18 protein-coding genes are annotated in these 19,105 nt (G+C 63.2%); 5 read left to right on the forward strand and 13 right to left on the reverse strand.

The genetic code is table 11. The features are described from left to right. Positions 1-284: 284 nt before the first annotated feature. Positions 285-2,102, forward strand: a complete 1,818-nt coding sequence (locus tag VRB54_RS13410) for a sigma-54-dependent Fis family transcriptional regulator (RefSeq protein WP_338477587.1) — start codon at positions 285-287, stop codon at positions 2,100-2,102. Position 2,103: 1 nt separating this feature from the next. Here the strand turns inward: VRB54_RS13410 and VRB54_RS13415 are convergent, their stop codons facing one another. The 3 genes from VRB54_RS13415 to VRB54_RS13425 all read right to left on the reverse strand — a co-directional run bounded on the left by VRB54_RS13415 (position 2,104) and on the right by VRB54_RS13425 (position 5,391). Further along, positions 2,104-3,036 carry a FecR family protein gene (locus VRB54_RS13415; RefSeq protein WP_338477588.1) on the reverse strand — a complete coding sequence of 311 codons (933 nt, stop codon included), beginning with the start codon at positions 3,034-3,036 and terminating at the stop codon, positions 2,104-2,106. Then, a complete protein-coding gene (locus tag VRB54_RS13420; protein WP_338477589.1) occupies positions 3,033-3,575 on the reverse strand; it encodes a sigma-70 family RNA polymerase sigma factor in 543 nt (180 codons plus the stop codon). The genes VRB54_RS13415 and VRB54_RS13420 overlap by 4 nt, the downstream gene beginning before the upstream one ends. A 214-nt stretch (positions 3,576-3,789) precedes the next feature. Beyond that, positions 3,790-5,391 carry a L,D-transpeptidase family protein gene (locus VRB54_RS13425; protein WP_338477590.1) on the reverse strand — a complete coding sequence of 534 codons (1,602 nt, stop codon included), beginning with the start codon at positions 5,389-5,391 and terminating at the stop codon, positions 3,790-3,792. A gap of 41 nt (positions 5,392-5,432) precedes the next feature. Here VRB54_RS13425 and VRB54_RS13430 point away from each other — a divergent pair, with 41 nt between their 5' ends. Together VRB54_RS13430 and VRB54_RS13435 are read left to right on the forward strand one after the other, a co-directional pair. Then, positions 5,433-6,146 (forward strand): murein L,D-transpeptidase catalytic domain family protein, encoded by a 714-nt coding sequence (locus tag VRB54_RS13430; protein ID WP_209982631.1) that lies wholly within the window; start codon positions 5,433-5,435, stop codon positions 6,144-6,146. 30 nt (positions 6,147-6,176) lie between these two features. Next, entirely contained in the window at positions 6,177-6,923 is a 747-nt protein-coding gene (locus VRB54_RS13435; RefSeq protein WP_231423846.1) for a creatininase family protein, read from the forward strand. A 186-nt stretch (positions 6,924-7,109) separates the two neighbouring features. On the opposite strand, the gene VRB54_RS13440 is transcribed toward VRB54_RS13435, so the two are convergent. After that, complete coding sequence (locus VRB54_RS13440; protein ID WP_338477592.1) at positions 7,110-7,442, reverse strand: hypothetical protein; 333 nt, start codon at positions 7,440-7,442, stop codon at positions 7,110-7,112. A 224-nt stretch (positions 7,443-7,666) separates the two neighbouring features. Between VRB54_RS13440 and VRB54_RS13445 the strand changes: the two genes are divergently transcribed. Further along, positions 7,667-7,939 (forward strand): hypothetical protein, encoded by a 273-nt coding sequence (locus VRB54_RS13445; RefSeq protein ID WP_209982637.1) that lies wholly within the window; start codon positions 7,667-7,669, stop codon positions 7,937-7,939. On the opposite strand, the gene yfcF is transcribed toward VRB54_RS13445, so the two are convergent. After that, positions 7,902-8,546 carry a glutathione transferase gene (gene yfcF, locus VRB54_RS13450; RefSeq protein ID WP_338477593.1) on the reverse strand — a complete coding sequence of 215 codons (645 nt, stop codon included), beginning with the start codon at positions 8,544-8,546 and terminating at the stop codon, positions 7,902-7,904. The genes VRB54_RS13445 and yfcF overlap by 38 nt on opposite strands. A gap of 160 nt (positions 8,547-8,706) precedes the next feature. Here yfcF and VRB54_RS13455 point away from each other — a divergent pair, with 160 nt between their 5' ends. After that, positions 8,707-9,861, forward strand: a complete 1,155-nt coding sequence (locus VRB54_RS13455) for a DUF1624 domain-containing protein (RefSeq protein ID WP_338477594.1) — start codon at positions 8,707-8,709, stop codon at positions 9,859-9,861. A gap of 252 nt (positions 9,862-10,113) precedes the next feature. Here VRB54_RS13455 and metE read toward each other — a convergent pair whose 3' ends face one another. The 8 genes from metE to VRB54_RS13495 all read right to left on the reverse strand — a co-directional run bounded on the left by metE (position 10,114) and on the right by VRB54_RS13495 (position 18,854). Then, complete coding sequence (metE, locus tag VRB54_RS13460; RefSeq protein WP_338477595.1) at positions 10,114-12,402, reverse strand: 5-methyltetrahydropteroyltriglutamate--homocysteine S-methyltransferase; 2,289 nt, start codon at positions 12,400-12,402, stop codon at positions 10,114-10,116. A gap of 97 nt (positions 12,403-12,499) precedes the next feature. Next, positions 12,500-13,105 (reverse strand): LysE family translocator, encoded by a 606-nt coding sequence (locus VRB54_RS13465; RefSeq protein ID WP_338477596.1) that lies wholly within the window; start codon positions 13,103-13,105, stop codon positions 12,500-12,502. Between the two features lie 262 nt (positions 13,106-13,367). Continuing rightward, on the reverse strand, positions 13,368-14,201 hold the full coding sequence (locus tag VRB54_RS13470) for a phosphodiesterase (protein WP_338477597.1): 834 nt from the start codon (positions 14,199-14,201) through the stop codon (positions 13,368-13,370). A 10-nt stretch (positions 14,202-14,211) separates the two neighbouring features. Beyond that, entirely contained in the window at positions 14,212-15,243 is a 1,032-nt protein-coding gene (locus VRB54_RS13475; protein ID WP_057007410.1) for an ABC transporter ATP-binding protein, read from the reverse strand. Next, a complete protein-coding gene (locus VRB54_RS13480; RefSeq protein ID WP_338477598.1) occupies positions 15,240-16,034 on the reverse strand; it encodes an ABC transporter permease in 795 nt (264 codons plus the stop codon). The genes VRB54_RS13475 and VRB54_RS13480 overlap by 4 nt, the downstream gene beginning before the upstream one ends. Then, positions 16,031-16,846, reverse strand: coding sequence for an ABC transporter permease (locus VRB54_RS13485; protein ID WP_338477600.1), 816 nt, complete (start codon positions 16,844-16,846; stop codon positions 16,031-16,033). Before VRB54_RS13485 ends, VRB54_RS13480 begins: the two co-directional genes overlap by 4 nt. Further along, positions 16,847-17,851 carry an ABC transporter substrate-binding protein gene (locus VRB54_RS13490; RefSeq protein WP_338477601.1) on the reverse strand — a complete coding sequence of 335 codons (1,005 nt, stop codon included), beginning with the start codon at positions 17,849-17,851 and terminating at the stop codon, positions 16,847-16,849. Further along, positions 17,835-18,854, reverse strand: a complete 1,020-nt coding sequence (locus tag VRB54_RS13495; protein ID WP_338477602.1) for a LacI family DNA-binding transcriptional regulator — start codon at positions 18,852-18,854, stop codon at positions 17,835-17,837. Before VRB54_RS13495 ends, VRB54_RS13490 begins: the two co-directional genes overlap by 17 nt. Positions 18,855-19,105 lie beyond the last annotated feature (251 nt).

Genomic DNA, 19,105 nt, shown 5'->3' on the forward strand with positions numbered 1-19,105 from the left:
GACCTTTTTATTATTGGAATGAATCTGGCCACTCGTCAGAGCGAGTTTCGTGCCAATAACGGCAGGTGGTTGATCCGTAAGGAAATGGAGGAAATGCGGCGTTCAGGCGTGAACAATCGGGCTGAACAACTGAACAGTTCGGGGGTTGACAATGAACAGTGCTGAACAACACTTTATGGGCAATGAAGATCAAATGTGGGAGGGGCTTGCTCCCTCACACATTGGCCTGATTACAACCCTTAGATTGTGCAAGCCCAATAACAATAAAAACAGCAGGTCGCCCCATGGCCGAACCAATGGCTCACGACACCCTCATCCAGGAATCCTGGCGCCGTTGCCGCGCCTTTGGCCTGGACCACCAGAGCACGCCCAGCTTTGATCAACTGCCCGCCGAGGGCATCAGCCAATTGCTGGAAAGCCAGCATTCCCTGGTGCAGACCACCCATCAGGAAGTGCTGCCCTACTACGAGAACATCCTCAGCAATTCCAACTGCCTGATCATGCTGGCCGACAATCAGGGCCAGGTGCTGACGTCGTGGGGCACCCAGCGCTTCATCGAGCCCAAACTGGCTCGCGGCTTCAGCGCCGGCGCCAGTTGGATGGAGCGTTGCAGCGGCACCAACGCCATCGGCACCGCGCTGGCCTGTGCCCAGGCGGTGCACATCGAACACGATGAACACTTTCTCAAGGCCAACCGTTTCATGACCGGCTCCGCGGCGCCGATCTTCGATGCCCAACGGGAAATCATCGCCGTGCTGGACGTCTCGAGCGACAGCTACCTGCCGCCCTCCCACACCCTGGGCATGGTCAAGATGATGAGCCAGACCGTGGAAAACCGTCTGATCCTCAACCTGTTTCGCGGCGAGCACTTTCAGCTGACCTTCAACACCGGCCTGAGCAACCTCGACAGCCAATGGGCCGGCCTGCTGATCTTCGATGAAAGCGGCCAGGTGCTCTCGGCCAACCGCCGCGCCGATAACCTGCTGGGCATCAGCCTGTCGCGGGTGATGATCGACAGCCTGTTCAAGGTGTCGTTGCTGGAGTTGCTCAATCAGCCCGAAGGCCTGCCGTTTTCGCTGCAAGCGGCGGGACGCAACCGCTTCCAGTGTTTACTCAAGCGCCCCAAACAGACACCGGTGCAGGCGCGCGTGTTTACCCAGCCGGCCGTGCCAAAGCCCGCTCCGATTGGCCTCAACACCCTGCATTTTGGCGATGTACGCGTGGAAAAAGCTGTACGCCAGGCCGAGCGCCTGCTGGAGAAGGACATCCCGCTGCTGATTCACGGCGAGACCGGGGTGGGCAAGGAAGTGTTCGTCAAGGCGCTGCACCAGGCCAGTTCCCGCAGCCGGCAGGCGTTTATCGCGGTGAACTGTGCGGCGATTCCCGCTGAGCTGGTGGAGTCGGAGCTGTTTGGCTATGAAAAAGGTGCGTTCACCGGCGCCAGCCAGAAAGGCAGCATCGGCCTGATCCGCAAGGCCGACAAAGGCACGCTGTTTCTCGACGAAATCGGCGACATGCCGCTGCCGACCCAGGCCCGCCTGCTACGTGTGTTGCAGGAGCGCTGCGTGCAGCCGGTGGGCAGCAGCGAGCTGTTCCCGGTGGACCTGCGCATTATCTCGGCGACCAACCGTGCGCTGCGCGAGCGGGTGCAGGCCGGGCGTTTTCGTGAGGATCTGTACTACCGCATCGGCGGCCTGACCCTGGAGCTGCCGGCGCTGCGCGAACGTACCGACAAGCGCGCGTTGTTCCAGCAACTGTGGCAGCAGCATCGCGAGCCGGGCCAATGGGCCGGGCTGAGCGCCGAAGTGCTGGCGCTGTTCGAGCGCCACCCGTGGCCGGGCAACCTGCGCCAGGTGAGCAGCGTGTTGCAGGTGGCATTGGCGATGGCCGAGGAACAGCCGATTCGCGCTGAGCACCTGCCGGATGATTTTTTTGTGGATTTGAACGAGCAAGCGCCGCAGCCCGCCGCCGAGGGCATGGGCGACGACGCCGACCTGAACCAGCGCCTTAAGGCCGCCGGCGGCAATATTTCCCACCTGGCGCGGGAACTCGGGGTGAGCCGCAATACCCTCTACAAACGCCTGCGCCGTAACGAGCGCTGAGCTAGCGCGGCGTCACCACCACCAGCAGGTCGGTGAATGTCTGCACCTGGATCGGCAGGTTATCCGCCAACGCTGCGAGCGCGGCAGTGGTGTCATCGAGCTTGAACACACCGGAGACGCGCAGATCACCCAAGGCCTGGGGGTCGAACCGCACCAGGCCATGGCGATAGCTGGCCAGGGTTTGCAGCACGTCGCTCAGTGGCTGGTCATTGACCTTGAGCAGGCCACGGGTCCAGGCATCCGGGTCGCTGCCAGGGGTGGCTTGTGCGGGGGCGGCGTGGCCGTGATCGAGGACGGCACGCTCGCCGGCCATGACCTTGACGCCCTCCTCGGCCGCGCCTTTGACCGCCACGCTGGACTCGATCACGGTTACCACCGTGGTGCCGTCCGCCGCGCGCTTGACCAGGTAGCGAGTGCCCAGGGCGGTGGCGCTGCCTTGGTCGGTGCGCACCACGAAAGGCCGTTGCGCATCCTTGGCCACGTCCACCCACAGCTCGCCTTGCAGCAGTTCGAGCACTCGTTGATGTCCGTCAAATTTCACATCCACCGCCGAGTTGCTGTTGAGCTGCAACTGGCTGCCGTCTTCCAGCACGATCTGGCGACGCTCGCCGACGGCGGTGCGCTGGTCGGCCATCCACACCGGCGCACGCTCCACGCCCAGCCAGCCGCACAGCAACATCCCCAGCAGGCCCACCACCTGGGCGCCGCGAGCGCGCCGGGGGGCAAATGCACGATTGAGGGCGACACGCGCCGGCCGCGCAGGCAAGGGTTCGAAGCTGCCCCACAACGAACGCATGCGTTCGATGGCCACGACATGGCGTGGATCGGCCTGGCACCAGTGGTTAAACGCCTGGCGCTCGGCGTCGGTGACGTCTTCGTCGTGCAGGCGCGTCAGCCAGTTGGCCGCTTGCTGGATGATCTGCTCGGAACTCACGACAGCGGGTCCGCCCCATGCAGGCTGTGGTAGCAGTGCACCAGCGCGGTGGAGATGTAGTTTTTAACGGTGCTGGCGGACACGTGCAGGCGTTCGGCGATCTCGTGGTAGGTCAGCCCGTCGAGACGGCTCAGCAAAAAGGCTTCGCGGGCCTTGGCAGGCAGCCCGGCGAGCATTTCGGCAATCCGCTCGAGGGCTTGCAGGGCCACATGAATCGCCGCCGGATCAGGCATGCCGGCGTCTTCGCACTGAATGACCAGCGCCTCCATATAGGCTCTTTCAATACGCCGACGCCGCGCGCCATCGATCAACAGCCGACCCGCCGTGGTCGCGAGAAAGGCGCGGGGCTCCTTGATCGCCTGCGGCTCGGCCAGCATCAGGACGCGGATGAACGCATCGTGAGCCAGGTCCGCCGCATGCTGCGAACAGCCCAGTTTGCGGCGCAACCAGCCGTGCAACCAGCCATGATGCTCGCGGTACAGTGCCGTGAGTGTCTGCTGGCGGACAGAGTCGCCCAACGCGGCCGGAATCTCATGCATGCGCAAAAATTTCTCAAATGGGAAATGTTACCAATTGCGCGAACAATGCCAGCAAAACGGTGTGGGAGCAAGGCTCTCGATGGGCCATTCGCGCAGATCCCCTGTGGGAGGGGGCTTGCTCCCGATGGCTGAGTGTCAGTCGGCTTATGGGTAGCTGACCCACTGCTATCGGGAGCAAGCCCCCTCCCACATTTAGTACCGGGTACCTATGCCCCTACAACACACTCCCCATCGCCTTCATCAACACCAGATCCCGCCCATAAATATCCGGCGCATACACCACCCCACCCTGACGATCCACCTCCACCGTCCAGTAACCCAGCAACACCGGCACCGGCGTCGCCAGTCTGAACTCATGGGTCACGCCCGTCGCCAACAGCTCATCGGTGCGCGCACGCTCGGCCGGGCTCACCAGCAAATCGCGCAGCAGCAGCGGCTGCTCGACCCGCACACACCCCGAGCTGAACGCACGCGGGCCCTTGGTGAACAGCGGCTGACTCGGCGTGTCATGCAGGTACACCGAATACGGGTTGGGAAAACGCATCACGATCTTGCCCAGCGGGTTATGCGGCCCGGCCTGCTGACGCAGCAGGATGTTGCCCGGCCGCGCCCAGTCGATCTGCTCGGGCGCCAGCGGGCGGCCTTCCGGGTCGAGCACTTGCAGGTTCTGCTGACGCAGGTATTCGGGGTTCAAACGGATGGCCGGGAGTTTGTCCTCACGCATGATCGTGGGCGGGATGGTCCAGGTGGGGTTGAGGGTGAGCCGCGTGATACGTGACTTGAGCAGCGGCGTCTGACGTTCGGCACGGCCGACCTGCAGGCGCGTCTGCCATACCGGGATGCCGCTCTGATACACGCTCAACTGCGCCGCCGCAACGTTGACCAGCACCCCTTCGGGCTCCAGGTCCTGGGCCAGCCAGCGAAAACGCTCAAGGTTGATGCGCAACTGTTCACGGCGCATCGCCGGGCTGATGTTCAACTCGGCCACGGTGCCGGCGCCGATCACGCCATCGGACTGCAGCGAATGGCTGAGCTGGAACGCCTTGACCGCATCGACCAGCTCCGCGCGGTATTGCTTCGTGCTGCCCTTGGGTTCACTGGCCAGATAACCACCGTGGTACAAGCGCCGCGCCAGTTCGGGCACGCGCGGGTCTTCCATGCCAGGGCGCAGCAGTGCGCCGCTGGCGACCGCGTCCCAGTGCGGCAATGGCTGCTGGCGCACGCTGGAATAGACATTGCGCAGGCTGCGGTAGAGATCGGCGCTGGGCCGTGCCTGGTCGAACGCCTGCGCCATGTCCTGCAGGCCGGTGGCGGCAAACGCCAGCACCTCGAGCGTGGGATCGACGCTCGGCGGCTGGGAATGCCACAGCGGTTCGAAACGCGATTGCTGCAGGCGCCCGTAATGCAGATCCTGCAGGGCTTGCAGGTAGTGACGGCTGGTGTCGATATCGCTGCACAGCACGTTGCTCGTGGCATCGGCAGTGGGCAGGCGGTAGTGATCGGGATCCAGGCCGTCATCGGCCAGCAGCTGCAACTGGGTGTTCAACGCCTGCCGACGTTCTTCCGCGGTCCACAGTGGCGTATCACCTTGTTGCTGGTAAAACGCTTGCAGGCGCGTGAGGCTGGCGGCGTCCACTTGCGCGGCGAAGCCTGGGCAGACGCCGGGCAATTGCACGAGGGCTTGTTGCACGGGGGCCAGCTCCACCGGGGCGGGCTCGACAACCGGTAATGCCTCCAGCGGCAGCTCGTCGGCTGCCGCGACCAGTGGTGCAACGATCAGGCAAAGGCTCAAGTAACATGCGTGTTTTTTGAACAATGACTTTGCTCCAATCCTACAGCGGGGGGTATGTACTGTAGATGCTGACTTTTATATGTCGCCTCGGTTTCATGACGGTGACCATGGGCACTTTGAGCACTGTCGCGCTCGCCGCCAATGGCAACCCTCCCACGTTGTATAGCAGCCTGGCGCGCTCGGCTCCAGAACTCAATCCCACGGTATTGAAAAGCGCCCTGAGCGCGGTGCAATGCGCGGTCAACAACGGCGAGGAACGCTCCGAACGCCTGGCCGTGATTGACTACTCCCAGCCTTCTACCGCCCGTCGGCTGTGGATTTTCGACCTGCGCAAACGCACCCTCGTGCTGCGCGATCTGGTGGCCCACGGCGCCAACTCCGGGGAAAATTTCGCCACGCAGTTTTCCAACCTCGAAGGCAGCCACCAATCCAGCCTGGGCCTGTTCCGCACCCAGGAAAGCTACCTGGGCACCCATGGCTACTCGCTGCGCATGGACGGCCTGGAGCCGGGCTTCAATGACCTGGCCCGTGACCGTGCCCTGGTGATTCACGCCGCCGACTACGTCAGCCCGCTGTGGAGCAAGCGCGAAGGCCGTATCGGCCGCAGCCAGGGCTGCCCGGCGGTGCGTCCGCAGGTGGCGCGCCAGGTAGTCGACAAACTCAAGGATGGGCAGTTCATGTTCTCCTGGTATCCCGACCAGCGCTGGTTGAAGTCCTCGACGTACCTCAATTGCAAGCCCCAACAGGTGGCAACCAGCCGTACAATCCGTGGCGGTTAGCCTGTCCCCACCGAGATAAGAGAGCGTCCCATGCTTCTACACACGTCCACCTGGATCGAGATCGGCCAGTTTCTTGAACGCAGCCGCACGGTGGTCATCCCCATCGGTTCCAACGAGCAGCACGGCCCTACCGGCCTCTTGGGCACCGACTGGATGTGCCCGGAAATCATCGCCCATGAAGCACAAAAGCACGCCGATATGCTGATCGGTCCCACGTTCAATATCGGCATGGCCCAGCATCACCTTGGGTTCCCCGGCACCATCTCACTGCGCCCTTCCACTTTTATCGCCGCCATCGGCGACTGGGTGCGCTCACTGGCCGGGCATGGTTTCGAGAAGATCCTGTTTCTCAACGGCCACGGCGGCAACATCGCGACGATTGAAGCGGCGTTTTCCGAACTGTATGCCGAGGCCAGCTTCGCCCGTCGCCCGGCCGGGTTTGCCCTCAAACTGGTGAACTGGTGGGACCTGGAAGGCGTTACCGACCTGGCTCACCGTCAATTTCCAGTGGGCCACGGCAGCCATGCCACGCCTTCGGAGATTGCCGTGACGCAGTGGGCGTATCCAGAGTCGATCAAGTCAGCCGACTATTCGCCGCAGATCGCCAACACCGGCCCGATCCGCGAAGCGCTGGACTTCCGCGCCCGCTTCCCCGACGGTCGGATGGGCTCGGACCCGGCCCTGGCGACGGTGGAAAAAGGCGGTGAACTGGTGGCATTGGCGGCCCGGGGGCTGGTAAAGACCGTGGACAGTTTCAGCAACGAAGCACGTATTTAAAACTGGAGCCCTTGTGGCGAGCGGACTTGCCCCGCGTTGGGGTGCGAAGCGCCCCCCATCAACGAAAACTCGGTTTACCTGATACTGCTCAGCGCCTGGTTTGGGGGCTGCTGCGCAGCCCAACGCGGGGCAAGCCCGCTCGCCACAGGAAGCGTTCGCCTATGGCAGTAGGGGCAAATCAGAACGTTATTGGCACGCCTTCGCCGCCAGCTCAAGCCGTGACGGCTTGATCGCCGAAACCACCGGCTTGCGCTCATACAACGAGACCTTGGTGCCCTCCTGGGACTTGTACGCCTCCAGCACATCGTCGGCAGCAATCTTGCTGCTCAACAACACCGTGGCATGACGCGAGTTCTGCGTCACGGTGGCGGTAATGCCGTGTTTCTCAAGCTCAGGCAACAGGCACTGCACGTAGGCTTGCGGGGGCTTGGTCGTTTGCAGCGTGAGGGACGGAGCGTTCGGGGCGGAAATACATCCGCCCAGCGCCAACGCCATGACCGGTACGAAAAAAGAGCGCATACACCTTCCTGCATCGATAAAAGAAAAATCCCACTGCAATCCGCGCGCAGAGTTTACGCCAGCGGCGCGCGCCAGCAAATGCCCCGTGCGCTGATCACCGACAGCCGTCGGGGTGGATCACGCGCTGATTTTCCCTGTTCCCTGAAAAAACAGAACTTGCGATGCATGATGGTGACTATTATCTGAACCGATAATGCACCGCCTATAACGATAAGGACCACGCCATGAAGCCGCACCAGAAGACCTTCGACCGCATCCGCGAAGCCGTATTGCCGGAGTTTCGCGAGCGGATCGCCGACTACCTGGTCGAGTATGAAAACGTGCTTCAGAACGCCGCCGCCGATGCCCAACACGTGCACGCCAGCGCCCAGCAGTTGCGTGGCTACCTGCGCGGCCTGAACACTACGCGCGTGCTGGGCATGGCGGACTGGGAAGACCTGGACCGCCGGGTCGCGCACATCATTGAACGCCCTGCGGCCCAGGGCGTTGCAGATTGACCCACGCCTGCACCGATGGGCGCTGCCACTGACGCTGCGCATACGCCACCAGTTCGCCGGGCACGCGGTCACCATTGAGGATCAGGCGGTTGAGCATCACGGCCAGGTCGACATCGGCAATCGACCACTCATCGAACAGGTTCTCCGGGTGCCCCGCCAGCAGCCCCTGAGCCGCGCTGATCAGCTTGCGCGCGGCCGCTTCGGCCACCGGCGACAACGGCGGCATGGTCTGACCGCAAAACACCACCAGCGTCGACCGTTCCTGGCGAATGGGCAGCAAGTCGCTGCGTAACCAGGCCTGCACCTGCCGCGCCCTCGCCCGCTGCTGCAGATCGGATGGGTACACGGTTATTGCAGGATAAGCCTCGTCCAGGTATTCGCAGATCGCCGACGATTCAGACAGTGCAAAGTCGCCCTCAACCAGCGTTGGCACACGCTGGGTCAAGGACAGCCGGGCAAAGTCCGCCGCCTGGTTTTGCGCCGCGTCCAGGTCCAGGGTGAAGGTGTCGAAGGCCAGGCCTTTTTCCCGCAGGGTGACGAACACCGGCATGGCGTAAGGGCTGGTGAACAGCGAGTCGACATACAGACGCAGCGGACCTTGGTGCATGGGCGTTCTCCTTCAGGTGAGTCGCCACGCTACGAGATGTGCCGTGATAAAGACAATGCAGGGTTTTTATGGGGGCATTCCAGGCGGGAATAGCACGCCAACGCTCAGCTTAATGTTATAGGATAACGCGCTCTTTCCGCCCACCCCTGCGATCCTGCCCATGACTGACGCTGTTCCCCTACGCCAACGCCTCTTCTCCATCGACGCCCTGCGTGGCCTGGTGATTCTGTTCATGTTGCTCGACCATGTGCGCGAGACATTCCTGATGCACCGCCAGGTCGGCGACCCCATGAGCATCGACAGCACCGAGCCAGCGCTGTTTGTAAGCCGCACCCTGGCCCATTTGTGCGCGCCGGTGTTTGTATTGCTCACCGGTTTATCGGCCTGGCTTTATGGCCAGAAATACCAGGGCACTCGCGATGTGTCGGCGTTTCTGTTCAAGCGCGGGCTGTTTCTGGTGGTACTGGAGTTCACCCTGGTCAGCTTTGCGTGGACCTTCCAGTTGCCGCCCAGCGTGATCTATCTGCAGGTAATCTGGGCGATCGGCATCAGCATGATCGCCCTCGCTGCGCTGGTATGGTTACCACGACCGCTGCTGATCACCCTGGCACTGCTGATCATTGGCGGGCACAACCTGCTCGACAGCGTGCACTTCGCGCAAGGGTCGGCGCTGCAACATGCCTGGTCCATCCTGCACGAACGCAGTTGGATCGACGTAAGCGACAGCCTGCGCCTGCGCGTCACTTATCCGGTATTGCCGTGGATCGGCGTGATTGCCCTGGGTTACGGGCTGGGGCCGTGGTTTGCTACAGGCATGCCCCCGGCGTTGCGTCAGCGTTATCTGCTGCTGGGTGGCGTTGGCGCGTTGGTGGGGTTCGTGCTGTTGCGGGCCTTCAACGGGTATGGCGAAAAGCCCTGGCACACCTATGACACTGGCGTGCAGACGTTGATGAGTTTTTTCAACATGACCAAGTACCCGCCTTCGCTGCTGTTTCTGGCATTGACCCTGGGGATCGGCTTGCTGCTGTTGCTGGCGTTTGAACGCGCCGGGCACAAGCGCTGGATCGGCGTGCTGGCCGTGTTTGGTTCGGCGCCGATGTTCTTCTACCTGCTGCACCTATACGTGCTGAAAGTGCTGTATATCGCCTGCGTCACCCTGATCGGCCTCAACCACGGCAGCTACTTCGGTTTCGACAGCGTCGGCGCAATCTGGCTCGTCGCCCTGCTGCTGCCGTTGGCGCTGTACCTGCCGGTGCGCTGGTTTGCCGATCTCAAGGCACGCCGTCGCGATCTGGGCTGGCTTAAATACTTGTGACACACAGGGCAGGCTCAGCGAGCGGGCTTTTAGTGGCGAGCAGGCTTGTTTTGCGTTGGGCTGCGCAGCAGCCCCAAAACCAGCCTGCGCGCAGTATCAGGTATACCGAGGAGTCTTGATTGGGGGCGCTTCGCACCCCAACGCGGGGCAAGCCCGCTCGTCACAACAGGCCCGCTCGTCACAGAGGCTGCGGGTTGCTGCGCGACAGCGCCAAGTGCCGATTTAACGGAGGCTCCCACACTTTTTACCGCGTTACGCCAGTTCGGCACGCAGTTGCCGGGCGGCCGTCACCATGTGAATCAACGCCGCTTCCGTCTCCGGCCACGCCCGCGTTTTCAGCCCGCAATCGGGGTTGACCCACAGGCGCTCAGCCGGAATGCGTTTGGCGGCCTTGCGCAGCAGGTTGGCCATTTCCGACGCATCCGGCACCCGCGGTGAGTGAATGTCGTAGACGCCCGGACCAATGTCATTCGGGTAAGCGAACACTTCGAACGCCTCCAGCAACTCCATGTCCGAACGCGAGGTTTCGACGGTAATCACGTCCGCATCCATCGCCGCGATGGACTCGATCACATCATTGAACTCGCTGTAGCACATGTGGGTGTGGATCTGGGTTTCATCCCGTACGCCCGAGGCGCACAGGCGGAACACTTCAGTGGCCCAGTCCAGGTAGCCCTCCCACTGCGCCCGGCGCAGCGGCAAGCCTTCGCGGAAGGCCGCTTCGTCGATCTGCACGATCCTGATGCCGGCCGCTTCCAGGTCGACCACTTCGTCACGGATCGCCAGCGCCAATTGGCGGGCCTGCACTTCGCGGCTCACGTCTTCGCGCGGGAACGACCACATCAGCATGGTCACCGGGCCGGTCAGCATGCCCTTCATGACCTTGCGGGTCAGGCCCTGGGCGTAGCGGATCCACTCCACCGTCATCGCCTTCGGGCGGCTCAGGTCACCGACGATCAGCGCCGGTTTCACGCAGCGCGAACCATAGCTCTGCACCCAGCCAAAACGGGTGAACGCGTAGCCGTCCAGTTGCTCGGCGAAGTACTCGACCATGTCGTTACGCTCGGCCTCGCCGTGTACCAGCACGTCCAGGCCGAGGTTTTCCTGCACTTCAACGGCGTGCCTGATCTCGCTGTGCATCGCGTCGACGTAGTCGGCTTCGCTTAACCGGCCCGCCTTGTACGACTGTCGCGCCAAACGGATCGAGGCGGTTTGCGGGAACGAACCGATGGTGGTGGTCGGGAACAGCGGCAGGTTGAGACCGGCGCGCTGTTTCTCGATACGTTGGGCAAACGGCGAGGGACGCTGGCTGTGCTCGGCGGTTATCGCCGCCACACGGGCCTGGACCGCCGGTTTGTGGATACGCGGCGACGCGGCACGGCTTATCTGCACCGCGCGGCTTTCAGCCAGCGCCGCCAGTACGTTCGGCGCCTCAGGCGCGTGGATGGCCTGGGCCAACACCGCCACCTCCGCGCATTTCTGCACGGCAAAGGCCAGCCAGCTGTTCAGCTCGGCATCCAGCTGGTCTTCGCGGCTCAGGTCGACCGGGCAGTGCAGCAGCGAGCAGGACGGCGCCACCCACAAGCGGTCACCCAGACGTTCATGGGCGTGCTGCAAGGTGGCCAGGGCCTGTTCAAGGTCGCTGCGCCACACGTTACGGCCGTTGACGATGCCCAGGGACAGCACTTTATAACCCGGCACGCGATCAAGAATGGTCGGGTACTGCTCCGGCGCACGCACCAGGTCGATGTGCAGGCCGTCGACCGGCAGGTTCGCGGCCAGGCCAAGATTCTCTTCCAGGCCGCCGAAATAGGTGGCGAGCAGTTTTTTCAGCGGGTCGCGCTGGATCAGGTTATAGGCGCGCTCAAAGGCATTCTTCCACGCCTGCGGCAGGTCGAGCACCAGGATCGGTTCGTCGATCTGCACCCACTCGACGCCCAGGTCCGCCAGGCGTTGAAAAATCTGCCCGTACAACGGCAGCAGGCGATCCAGCAGGTCGAGCTTGTCGAAGTCGGCGCCCTTGGCCTTGCCCAGCCACAGGTAGGTCAGCGGGCCGATCACCACCGGTTTGACGGTGTGACCCAGCTCGCGCGCTTCCTGCACTTCTTCGAACAGCTGCTCCCAACCCAGCTGGAATTGCTGGTCCGCACTGAACTCGGGTACCAGGTAGTGATAGTTGGTATCGAACCATTTGGTCATTTCCTGGGCGTGAGCGCCGCCGCAGCGGTGGTCGCTGACGCCCCGGGCCATGCCGAACAGGGTGTTCAGGGTGGCCTTGCCGTCCGCCGGGCGGAAGCGCTCGGGGATCACGCCGAACATCAGCGAGTGGGTCAGTACCTGGTCGTACCAGGCGAAATCGCCGGCAGGCAGCAGGTCGATTCCGGCGTCTTTCTGCAGTTCCCAGTGCGCCTTGCGCAGGTCACGGCCAACGGCGCGCAGGCCGGCTTCGTCGAGCTCACCCTTCCAGAACGCTTCCTGCGCTTTTTTCAATTCACGATCGCGTCCAATGCGTGGAAACCCGAGGGAATGAGCGACTGCCATGACGTGCAACTCCAATGTCGATAAAGATGGCAGCCATTGTCGACAGACTTTTAGAGTGAAACAAACTCATTAAATTGCAGACCATCACAAGTTTCACTCATGTTGCACTCAGGTGCAGATAGAACCCGTGGAGCATGAACCCGGCACACGCCGCCAGCGCCAAGCCCATGCAGCGGTTGAACCAGATGAATGCCGCCGCCCCGCTGATGCGCCGTCCCAGCAAGGCGCCGAGCAACGCGTAGACCCAGGGCGCCCCCACGGCGCCCAATCCCAGCAAGGCCGAAACGCCAAAGATGGAGGCGCCGGTGATATGCGCCGCCGGCAACATCACGCTGGTGATCGGCAACACCGCCACAATGCCCTTGGGGTTGAGCAGTTGGATCACCAGCCCGTTGCAGAAGGTGAGCGCCTTGATCGGCGCGGTTGAATCCTCTTCAACCACCGTACGCGCGGTGAACACCTGGTACGCGAGGTACAGCGTGTAGGCACCGCCGATCAACGAGATATAGGGCAGCGCCGCCTGGGAAACGATCGCTTCACCGGTGTAGCCAAACAGCACGAACATCAGCAGCATGGCGCAGCCCACGCCCAGGTAGAAACCGCTGGATCGACGCAGTTTGCCGGTGAGCCCGGCGTTCAGGCCCATCAGGTTGACGGGCCCCGGGCTGTACATGACGCTGAAGGCGTAGAGAAAAATGTCCATGGCAGACCTGCAAGATAAGGAATGCGGCGAGTCTATCCAGGCACGTGTCGCTCGATCTTGTACGTTTGTGGTAGATGATCGAGCTGCTGGCCCGCGCTGATCTGCAGTTATAAGACGCAAAAGCGGCAGGCCGTAATCGGGTCGCCCCCGTCAAATAATCTGCCCCGCAAGCCATTTCAGACAATCACCCCTGTGGCGAGCGGGCTTGCCACACCAAACCCGCTCGCCACGACAGGTTCGCTCGCCAAAGGGTTTTAAACCCTCAGTCAATCAATCCCTGGGCGTCATAAAACGGATACGGCCCGGGGTACTCCCCGAACACGCCGTTGTGGCTGACCAACCCCTGCTGCGCCTCCCAGCGATGCAACAGATACCCCGCTGGCTCCAGGTTGAAATGCGCCGGGGCCGCGTCCTGCAGATCCAGCAAAATCTGATGGGACGTGCCGGGGCATACGCAGCTGAGGCTGCCACCGAAACGCCGCTGCATTGGCCGGTGCAGGTGACCGCACAACAGACGCTCCACCTGCGGATGACGGGCAACCACTTGCTCAAGCGCAGCGGCATTGATAAACGGCTCACGGTCCATATGGCCGATGCCGCTGATGAACGGTGGGTGGTGCAGGATCAGCAGCGTCGGCGCATCCGGGCGCAGCGCCAGTTGGGCGTCGAGCCACTGCAACTGGCTGTCGAGCAACTGCCCGCCGTGGCTGCCGGGGATGGTCGAGTCCAGGCCGATCAGGCGCAGCGGATGGTCATCCACCACCCAGTCCAGGGGCGCCTGCGCCGAGCGTGGCAAGTAGGCGTGATCGGCAAACGCGTCCAGCAACGGCCCGCGTGTGTCGTGATTGCCGGGCACCAGATAGCAAGGCATGTGCAGGCGCGCGAGTTCAGGGTGCAGCACCGCGTATTCATCGGCGCGACCGAAGTCCACCAGGTCGCCGCTGATCACCACGATATCGGGGCGCGGGTGGCTGGCGTTCAGGTGGTCGACGGCACGGCGCAGCGCGCCCAGGGTATCGACTACGCCATAGGTCAGGCGCTGACCGGCCTTGAGGTGCAGGTCGCTGATTTGCGCAACCAGAAACGGACTGTTCACAGGCAAACTCTCACGCATTGAGGGTAAACAACATGTTCGGCGTGATCGCCAGGGCAATCGGCGCGCCGACGGCATGCAATTGGTTGTCGCTGCTGTCCACCAGCAACGGTTGCGGGCCGCCCACATCCACCAGCAGACGGCTTTGCGCGCCCTGGAAAAACTGCGCCAGCAGGTGCCCGTGCAAGTGCCCCTCGCCATCCATCACACGCAAGTGCTCGGGACGGCAATAGACAGTTGCGGGCACGTCGGCCGCTTGCCACGGCAATTCGCCGCCGCACACCTTCAGGCCCCGGGGCGATTGCGCGATCACCTGGAACGCATTCAGGTTGCCCACAAAGCCTGCGACGAACGCATTCGCCGGCTGCTGATAAATCTCGCGCGGGCTCGCCAGTTGGGCCACGCGGCCCTGCTCCATTACCAGTATGCGATCGCCCAGGGCCATGGCTTCGCCCTGGTCATGGGTAACGAACACGGCGGTGATGCCCAGCCCGCGCAGCAATAGGTCCAGCTCGCTGCGCAGGCGCTCACGCAACTGGGCATCGAGGGCGGCCAGCGGCTCGTCGAGCAACAGCACCTTGGGACGCGGCGCCAGGGCACGGGCCAGGGCGACGCGTTGGCGCTGCCCGCCCGACAGTTCATGAATGCTGCGCCGGCCGTGATTGTGCAGCCCCACCAATTCCAGCAACTCATCACAGCGCTTGTTGCGCTCCAGCGCAGGCACGCCGCGAATCTTCAGGCCGTAGACGATATTGCCAGCCACATCCAGGTTGGGAAACAGCGCGTAGTTCTGAAACACCATGCCCACATCGCGACGTTCGATGGGCAGGCGGGTGACGTCCTGGTCGCCAAAGAACACCTGCCCCACATCCGGCCGTTCCAGGCCTGCAATCAAACGCAGGGTGGTGGTTTTACCGCAGCCGGACGGGCCGAGAATGGCCAGGGTTTCACCCCCTTCGACGGTCAGATCAAGGTTGTGCACGGCCACGGTGCCGTCGGCGAACGCCTTGCGACAGCCCTTGAGGCGAATAGTGATAGCGGTCATCGACGCTCTCCACGAGACAAACGGGCGCTGATGGCCTGCAACGCGATCAGCAGCGGCACGATCATCAGCAAAAAGATAAGGGTGTAGGCACTGGCGATTTCCAGGCGCGCCGAGGCGTAGCTGTCGGCCAGGCCCACCGGCAGGGTCTTGGTCATCGGCGTGTGCAGCATCCAGGTCAGGTTGAACTCACCCAGCGAAAGGGTCACCACCATCAGCACACCGGCCAGAATCCCCGCCCGGCAGTTGGGCACCACCACGCTGAAAAAGCGCTTGATCGGCCCTGCCCCCAGGCTTGCGGCGGCCTCTTCCAGCACCGGCAATTGCTGGCGCTGCATCACCGCCATCACCGGGCGCACCAGAAACGGCAAGGTGAACAGCACATGGCCGACGAGGATGAACAGCCAACTGCTGCGGAACGCGCCGAACTGGCCATAGGTGAGCAATAACGCCAACGCGCTGGCCAGGCCCGGCATTGCCACCGGCAGCACCATCAATTCCTCGAAGGCACGGCTGAAGCGGTTGTTCATGCGCACCAGCGCGTAGGCCGCCGGCACGCCGACCACGCACACGCACACCGCGCAGGCCAGCGCCAGTTGCAGCGACAGCCACACCGTGGGCGAATAGGCCTGCCACACCTGAATCAACCAGTCGAAGGTCAAACCGCTGGACAACCCGACAAAGAAATTGCGCGTCAGCCCCGCCATTAACGACAACAGCACCGGCACCAGCATGAAGGCGCACACCAGCAGGGTGAACAGCAGTTGCAGCACAAATAACGATGAGCGTTTCACAGAACCGTCCCCGCGTTTTTCACCAGGCGCCGGGTCAGCAGCAACACGGCCCAGGTCACCGCCCCCAGCACCACCGACAAGGCAGCGGCGACGGCGAAGTTGGCGTAGTTGGTAAACACGTTATAGATCGCCACCGGCGTGACGTTCAGGCGCGTGCCCAGGGTAAAGGCGGTACCGAAGGCGCCCATGGAAGTGGCAAAGCAGATCGCGCCACACGAGGCCAGCGCCGGTGCCAGGCCAGGGATGATCACATCGCACACCACCCGCCAGTGCCCTGCCCCCAGCGAATGTGCGGCTTCTTCCAGGCTGCGGTCGAGGCTTTCGCATGCCGCCATCACGGTGAGAATCACCCGTGGAATCGAGAAGTACAGGTAGCCGACAAACAGCCCCGCCAACGAGTAGGCAAAGATCCAGCGTTCACCGGCCAGTTGCAGGCCCAGCGCCGCAAACAGGCCCTGGCGCCCGGCCAGCAGGATCACCAGAAAGCCCACCACCACGCCGGGAAATGCCAGCGGAAAGGTCAGCAGCGCCACCAGCGCCGAGCGCCCGAAAAACTGCTGGCGCGCCAGAAACACACCGCTGATGCCGCCGATCACCAACGCAGTCAGCGTGACGAACACGGCCAGCGCACAGGTCTGCGCCAGGCTGCCCAGGTATTGCGCACTGCTCAGCACCTGCCAGTAGCCGCTGCCGAGGCTGTCGCGGCGTTGGGCCCCGAGCAGCATCAGGTGCGCCAGCGGCAACAGCCAGAACGCCAGCAACAGCGCAAAGGCCGGGGCCAGCGCCCAGGCGGCGCGTGGGGTCGAGGCCACTTACTTGACCTCGTTGAGGTAGCGGGCGGCGAAGGCTTCCTGCACAGCGGCCATTTTCTGGTAGTCCACCACACCGGCGCGGGCATAGTCGCTGTCGGGCAGGAACTGCGCGGCCACGTCGGCCGGCATCTGCACTGGACGCACCGGGCGCAGGTAGGCCTTGGCCCACAACGCCTGGCCCGCATCGGACAGCACGAAGTCGAGCACCTTTTCCCCGTTGGCACGGTGCGGCGCATTCGCCACCAGGCTCATGACGTAGGGCACGCTGATGCTGCCCTCTTTGGGGATCACGAAGGCGACGTTGGCGTTGTCCTTGTAGCGGGCGCGGTAGGCGTTGAAGTCGTAGTCCACCAGGATCGGCAACTCACCGGACAACACCCGCGCATAGGCCGTCTGCTTGGGCACGATGGGGGCGTTTTTCGCCAGCTTCTGGAAGTAGTCGATGGCCGGGGCGAAGTTGTCGAGGTCGCCGCCCATGGCGCGGTTAATGGCGACCGCCGAGACGTAACCGACAAACGCGCTGGACGGGTCCAGGTAGCCGACCATACCTTTGTATTCGGGCTTGAGCAGGTCGGCCCAGCTTTGCGGCACGGGCAGACCGCCGAGGGCGTCGACGTTGACCATGATGCCCAGGGTGCCGGAGTGAATCGCGAACCACTGCCCGGACGGGTCTTTGAGACCTGCGGGAATCTGCTCCCAGCCTTTGGGTTTGTAGCCCTCGACCACGCCAGCCTTTTGCGCCTGCAGGCCGAAGGTCACGCCGTAATAGACCACGTCGGCGACCGGCGCGGCTTTTTCGGCGACCAACTGCGCCAGGGACTGGCCGGAGTTCTTGTTGTCCAGCGGCACCTGCACACCAGTCTGCGCGGCGATGGCCTTGAGCTGGGTGCCCCAGTCGGCCCAGTCCGGCGGGCAGTTGTAGCAAATTGCGCTGTCGGCAGCCTGGGCCAGGCTGGCCATGCCGCACAGCAGCACGGTGGCCAGGGTTTTACGGAGTGTGCGCATCAGGGTCGTCCTCATGGGGTTGAGTGCTTTCGCCCGGCCGGATATGGCAAGGCAGACAATGGGAAATCGGCGCGTTGCCAGCGATCTGCGCCAGCAACTGGTCAATCACGGTACTGGCGAGCAGCGCAATGGGTTGCACCACGCTGCACAACGTGGGGTGCAGTTGGGTACCGAGGGTGATGCCGTCAAAGCCCATCACCGAGAGTTGCTCGGGCACGTTCCAGGCGTTGCGGCGCAGCTCGGCGATCAGGCTGATGGCGAGGAAATCGTTGGAGCACAGCAACGCTGTCGGCGCGTCGGCACCGGTCAGGAACGGCTCGATGGCGGCGAATTCGGCCTGGGTGTGCGCGGGCATTTCGATCACCGGGCGGCTGTTGAGGCCCCAGGCCTTCATCGCATCGCAGTAGCCGGCATGGCGCAGACGCGCACGGTCGGACTGCAACGCGGGGCCGGCGACCATGCTGATGCGCCGGTGTCCCGCGTCCAACAGGTAACGGGTGGCCAGCGCCATGCCGGCGCGGTTGTCCACCGACACGGCGCTATAATCCGGGTTGCTGGGCTGGTGGTACGCCAACACGAACGGCGTTTGCTCGCTGGCCAGGCTGTTGAGCACGCTGTTGCTCTCGGCATCGGTGACGGTCAGCACCAGCCCGTCCACGCGCTGGCGCAACAACTCTTCCACCACGATGCTCTCGCGCTCGCTGCTGTAGTCGGTGGTCGCCAGCAACAGGCTGTAGCCGCGCAATCGCGCGGCGCGCTCCATGGCCTGGAACTGTTCGGCGAACACCGGATTGAGCAGGTTGGGCACCACCACGCCGATCAGTTGTGTGGTTTGCAGGCGCAGCTGACGGCCCAGCAGGTTGGGCCGAAACCCCAACTCACGGGCGGCGGCGAACACCTGTTCACGGGTGGCCGGACGCACCTGGCCGGGGGAGGCAAAGGTGCGCGCGGCGGTGGCACGGGACACGCCGGCCAGGCGCGCAACGTCTTTCAGATCAGGCATGGTCACTCGCTTGAGATCGATCTCATTGGCGAGGACAGTAACGGGGGAATATGGCAGGACGGTGGTGAAGAGATGACGGTTTGATGTCAGTGAACCTGATGTGCAAAAAATGCATATGTGGGAGCGGGCTCAATGTATGCCCATGGATGTTCATAATCGCCGGGTATCGTCAAAAACCGGCGTGGCAAAATCCGCTCGCTAACCTTTCGATCCTGACCAAGTGCGGGCACAATGCGTGTCCTTTTTTGGCA

The sequence above is a fragment of the Pseudomonas trivialis genome (assembly GCF_036864995.1).
Taxonomy (GTDB): Bacteria; Pseudomonadota; Gammaproteobacteria; order Pseudomonadales; family Pseudomonadaceae; genus Aquipseudomonas; species Aquipseudomonas trivialis.